A 4,661-nucleotide genomic window follows, 5' to 3' on the forward strand; every position below is an offset into this window, starting at 1 on the left:
GTAGAGCGCCTGTCCGAGTCCTCCGTGTCACCAGGGAGACTCGGACGGGCGCTCTACTTCGGCGAACGCGTCGTCAGCGCGCCGTGCTCAGCACGCGCGTCGTCAGCGCGCGGTCAGGATCAGCGGGCCGTCCTCCGTGATCGCGATCGTGTGCTCCGAGTGCGCCCCACGGGACCCGTCCTTCGACCGCAGCGTCCAGCCGTCGGGGTCGGTGAAGATCTCGTCGGTCGTCTCGAGGAACCACGGCTCGACGGCGATGACGAGGCCCGGCTTGAGCGGGAACCCGCGGCCGGCGCGCCCGTTGTTCGGCACGTGCGGGTCGCCGTGCATGGTGCGCCCGACGCCGTGCCCGCCGAAGTCGGTGTTGATCGAGTAGCCGGCGGCGTGCGCCACCTCGGCGATCGCGGCGGAGATGTCACCGATCCGCTGGCCCGGCTGGGCCGCTGCGATGCCCGCCTCCAGCGCGACCTCGGTGGTGCGGATCAGCTTCGAGTCGGCCTCGGCGCGGTCCGGGGTGGGTGTGCCCACCACGATCGACAGCGCGGAGTCGGAGACCCAGCCGTTCACGGACGCCGCGAAGTCGATGGACAGCAGGTCGCCGTCCTTGAGCCGGTAGTCGAACGGGAGGCCGTGCAGCACGGCGTCGTTCACCGAGGTGCAGATCGTCTTGCCGAACGGCATGGCGCCGAAGGACGGGTGGTAGTCGATGTAGCACGACTCCGCGCCCTGGTCGCGGATCATCTTGTGCGCGATCTCGTCCAGCTCGAGCAGGTTCACGCCCACTCCCGCGGCCTCGCGGACGGCGAGCAGCACGTCCGCGACGAAGCGTCCCGCCGGGCGCATCTCCTCGATCTCCCGCGGCGTCCTCAGCTCGATCATGTCCGTCCTTCCGTAGGTGCGCCAGGGATCTGGCGGCACAAGCCTACGTCCCGCCGGGAACCGTCCGTCCGGCGAACGGTCCGTCGCCTTGCGCGGAGGCGACCTCGGGTTTCACCCGTCTTGGGCCGAGCGGGCGATTGCAACGGTTTCGTAATGCAAGGCGGTGCTGTATGGGCTTGCATTGGATCGTGAACCACGGTTGCGTGGAGGAAGGGCAACCTGGCAGTCTGCCGGGCCGTACCCGCACGTCAGAGGGTTCTCAGCCCACGAAGCAGTGGAGGAGCACGAGATGACTATCCGGATGGCTTCCAAGCGCCGAGCGGTCGCCCTTGCGGCGACCGGCGCGAGCCTGGCCCTGATCCTGTCGGCCTGTGCCGATACAGATGATGGTGGCGGCGACGGTGGTGGAGGCGAAGAGACGGCGGCGGCGTTCGACATCGACTGCACCGCCTTTGACGAGTTCGGCGACCTCGAGGGCAAGTCGGTCAGCGTCTACACGACGATCGTCGAGCCCGAGGCCGCGACGCAGACGAAGTCGTACGAGCCGTTCGAGAAGTGCACCGGCGTCGAGATCGAGTACGAGGCGTCGCGCGAGATGGAGGCGCAGATCGCCACTCGCGTCCAGGCGGGCAACCCGCCGGACATCGCGATCCTGCCGCAGCCGGGTCTGCTCCAGACGCTGGTCCGGGACTACGACGCCGTCCTGCCTGCCCCCGAGCAGGTCGAGGCCAACGTCGACGAGGGCTGGGCCCCGGAGTGGAAGGAGTACGGCACCGTCGACGGCACGTTCTACGCCGCGCCGCTGGGCTCCAACGTGAAGTCGTTCGTCTGGTACTCGCCGTCGATGTTCGAGGAGGCCGGGTACGAGGTCCCCACGACCTGGCAGGAGATGCTGGACCTCACGGCCACCATCGCCGAGGGCAACGAGGGCGCCACGCGCCCCTGGTGCGCCGGTGTCGAGTCGGGTGACGCCTCGGGCTGGCCGGGCACCGACTGGATCGAGGACGTCGTGCTCCGCTCGGCGGGCCCCGAGGTCTACGACCAGTGGTACACCCACGAGATCCCGTTCAACGACCCGCAGATCGTCGAGGCGTGGGACACGGCGGGCGAGATCCTCAAGAACCCGGACTACGTGAACGGTGGCCTGGGCGGCGTCGACTCGATCGCGACGGCCACCTGGACGGATGCGGGCTACCCGATCCTGGACGGCAACTGCTGGATGCACCGCGCCGCGAACTTCTACGCGACGCAGTGGCCGGAGGGCACCGAGGTGGCGCCGGACGGCGACGTCTACGCGTTCTACCTGCCGGCGATCGAGGGCGACGAGCAGCCGACCCTGGTCGCCGGTGAGTTCATCGGCGCGTTCGCCGACCGGCCGGAGGTGCAGGCCTTCCAGACCTACCTGTCGAGCTCCGACTGGGCCAACGCCAAGGCGGCGGCCACCCCCGCCGGTGGCTGGGTGAGCGCCAACAACGGCCTCGACCCGGAGCTGCTGGCCACGGAGTTCGACAAGCTCTCCGCGGAGATCCTGGCCAACCCGGACACGGTCGCCCGGTTCGACGCGTCCGACCTGATGCCGTCCGCCGTCGGCACGGACTCGTTCTGGAACGGCATCATCGAGTGGTTCGCCAGCGACCAGACCAGCGAGGAAGTCACCACCACCATCGAGAACTCCTGGCCGAGCAACTGACGGCCGGTCCTCGAGCATGACGCGCGGAGGCGTGGGACCCCGAGTCCCGCGCCTCCGCCGTCCTAGGCTGGGGGACGGACCAGTCAAGGACGACCGGACCAGGACAGCGACAGGAGATAGCCATGGACTGGCTGCTGCATGCCGGGGACGACCCGGTACACAAACTACTGCTGATGCTCATCGCGATCGTGCTGTTCGTCGCGCTGATGGGCATCATCCTCTTCGTGGTCGACCGGCCACGTAACCCGCCTCGCTGGTTCATCGCAGGCGGCTTCGTGGGCGCGGCGCTGCTGCTGCTCCTGCTCGGCCTGGTGTACCCGGCGATCCGCACCATCATCAACTCGGTCATGAACCGCAACAGCACCACGTTCGTCGGGCTCGACAACTATGTGCGTGCCTTCAGCGAGCCGCAGTTCCTGATCGTGCTGGGCAACACGGCGCTGTGGGTGCTGGTCGCTCCCCTCGTGGCCACGTTCGCCGGTCTCGCGTACGCCTACCTCGTCGACAAGAGCCGGTTCGAGGCCGTGGCCAAGGGGCTGGTGTTCCTCCCGATGGCCATCTCGATGGTGGGCGCCTCGATCATCTGGAAGTTCGTCTACGAGTTCAAGCCAGAGGGTGTGGAGCAGACCGGTCTGCTCAACCAGTTCATCGTCTGGCTGGGTGGCGAGCCGCAGCAGTTCCTGAGCAACCAGCCGCTGAACACGTTCCTGATCATGGTGGTGTTCATCTGGATCCAGGCGGGCTTCGCGATGACGCTGCTGTCGGCGTCGATCAAGGCGATCCCCGACGACATCATCGAGGCGGCGCGCCTCGACGGCGTCTCCGGGCTCGGCATGTTCTGGCGCATCACCATCCCGAGCATCCGGCCCGCGCTCGTGGTGGTGCTCACCACGATCGCCATGACCACGCTCAAGACGTTCGACATCGTGCGCACGATGACGGCGGGGGACTTCAACACCTCGATCGTGGCCCTCGAGTTCTACAACCAGCGGTTCCGTCAGGGTGACGCCGGGCTGAGCGCCGCGCTGGCCGTGCTGCTGTTCGTCATCGTGATCCCGGTGATCATCTACAACGTGCGCCAGCAGCGTCTTTCGGAGGATGTGCGATGAGCACCATAGAGGCAGCCACTCCGGCACCCGAGGTACCCCGGTCGCCGTCGACCATGAGCGACCGCGCCCGGAAGGCGCGCAAGGCCCTGTCCAACCCGTGGGCGAGCACGCTCGCCGTGGTCATCGCCATCCTCTGGACGGTTCCGACGGTGGGCCTGCTGGTCACCTCGTTCCGGCCCGAGCTGGACATCCGGCAGAGCGGCTGGTGGACGGTCTTCGGCGATGCGCTCGCCGGCGAGGGCGTGTTCTCGCTGCGCAACTACGAGACCGCGCTGTTCGACGGGTCGACCGACCTGGCGACCTACTTCGTCAACTCGTTCGTGGTCACGCTGCCCGCGGTGTTCATCCCGATCACCATCGCGCTGCTGGCCGCCTACGGGTTCGCGTGGGTCGACTTCAAGGGCCGCGACTTCCTGTTCATCGCGGTGTTCGCCCTGCAGATCGTGCCGATCCAGATCACGCTGGTGCCGCTGCTGACGGCCTACGTGGACCTCGGTATCAACGGCTCGTTCTGGACGATCTGGCTGTCGCACTCGGCGTTCGCGCTGCCGCTGGCGATCTTCCTGCTGCACAACTTCATGAAGGACATCCCGGCGTCCCTCGTCGAGGCGGCGCGCATGGACGGTGCCGGCCACGTGCAGGTCTTCTTCCGGGTCGTGCTCCCGCTGCTCACGCCGGCTCTGGCAGCGTTCGCCATCTTCCAGTTCCTGTGGGTCTGGAACGACCTGCTGGTCGCCCTGATCATGGGCAACCTGGACACGTTCCCGCTCACCGTGCGCGTGGCCGAGCTCGCCGGCTCGCGCGGTGGTGACTGGCACGTCCTGTCGGCCGGTGCGTTCATCTCGATGGTCGTACCGCTGATCGTGTTCCTGTCGCTGCAGCGGTACTTCGTCCGCGGCCTGCTGGCGGGTTCGGTCAAGGGCTGACGCCCCGTTCCGCGAGGTAGAGCGCCTGTCCGCGTGGTGCCGGGACGTCCCGGCACC

The 4,661-nt window shown here is 67.8% G+C and carries 4 protein-coding genes; 3 read left to right on the top strand and 1 reads right to left on the bottom strand.

Translation table 11 applies throughout. From position 1 onward, the window contains the following. Window positions 1–102 precede the first annotated feature (102 nt). Window positions 103–879, bottom strand: coding sequence for a type I methionyl aminopeptidase (gene map / locus ACFWE2_RS24535; RefSeq protein ID WP_377226823.1), 777 nt, complete (start codon window positions 877–879; stop codon window positions 103–105). Window positions 880–1,168: 289 nt separating this feature from the next. Here map and ACFWE2_RS24540 point away from each other — a divergent pair, with 289 nt between their 5' ends. From ACFWE2_RS24540 to ACFWE2_RS24550, 3 genes are all read left to right on the top strand, one after another. Beyond that, window positions 1,169–2,569 (top strand): ABC transporter substrate-binding protein, encoded by a 1,401-nt coding sequence (locus ACFWE2_RS24540; protein WP_377226824.1) that lies wholly within the window; start codon window positions 1,169–1,171, stop codon window positions 2,567–2,569. A 122-nt stretch (window positions 2,570–2,691) separates the two neighbouring features. Next, the gene (locus ACFWE2_RS24545; protein ID WP_377226825.1) at window positions 2,692–3,678 is read left to right on the top strand and encodes a carbohydrate ABC transporter permease; all 987 of its coding nucleotides are present in this window, start codon (window positions 2,692–2,694) and stop codon (window positions 3,676–3,678) included. Beyond that, the gene (locus tag ACFWE2_RS24550; protein WP_377226826.1) at window positions 3,675–4,604 is read left to right on the top strand and encodes a carbohydrate ABC transporter permease; all 930 of its coding nucleotides are present in this window, start codon (window positions 3,675–3,677) and stop codon (window positions 4,602–4,604) included. Before ACFWE2_RS24545 ends, ACFWE2_RS24550 begins: the two co-directional genes overlap by 4 nt. The last annotated feature ends 57 nt before the right edge of the window (window positions 4,605–4,661 follow it).

It is taken from the genome of Promicromonospora sp. NPDC060271, assembly GCF_042726755.1.
In the GTDB taxonomy this organism is placed as follows: Bacteria; Actinomycetota; Actinomycetes; order Actinomycetales; family Cellulomonadaceae; genus Promicromonospora.